This window comes from Vibrio sp. 1078-1, from assembly GCF_033340475.1.
Window position 1 is genome coordinate 1 of sequence record NZ_JAWOWM010000467.1, and the last position, 646, is coordinate 646.

Annotated in this window: 1 protein-coding gene; it reads left to right on the plus strand. The window is 44.6% G+C overall.

What is annotated here, in order from left to right; translation table 11 throughout:
* The coding region (fkpA, locus tag R7190_RS28225) for an FKBP-type peptidyl-prolyl cis-trans isomerase (protein WP_318137973.1) at positions 1-577 on the plus strand (577 nt) is incomplete at its 5' end.
* Positions 578-646: the final 69 nt, after the last annotated feature.

Here is a 646-nt window from a genome sequence, read left to right on the forward strand (position 1 = left end):
CGAAAAACCAAGCGAAATCGGTATCAACCTAAACAAAGACCTTGTTCTTAAAGGTATCGAAGATGTCTTTAAAGGCAACGCAGAGCTAAACGAAGAAGAAACACGTGCTGCTCTAGAGTCTCTAGACAAGCGTGTTGCTGAGAAGATGCAAGCACAAGCAGCAGAAATAGCAGCGGCAGCGAAAAAAGCTGGCGATGATTTCCGTGCGGAATTCGAAAAGCAAGAAGGCGTAGTGAAAACAGACACAGGTCTTCTATACCAAGTAATCACACTTGCTGAAGGCGAGAAGCCAAAAGACACTGACACTGTACAAGTACACTACAAAGGTACGTTGATTGACGGTACTCAGTTCGACAGCTCATACGATCGTGGTGAGCCAGCAACGTTCCCTCTAAACCGTGTTATCCCAGGTTGGACAGAAGGTGTTCAGCTAATGCCAGTGGGTTCTAAATTCAAATTTGTTATCCCGCCAGAGCTTGCATACGGTGACCAAGACACGCCAAGCATTCCAGCAAACTCAACACTTGTATTTGAAGTTGAGCTACTAAAAGTTGAGAATGACAAAGCTGAGCAATAAGAACGAGCTGAGCTAAGTTATTGAAAAAGGTCCGTTTAACGGGCCTTTTTTGTTCTAGGTCACTAGTTG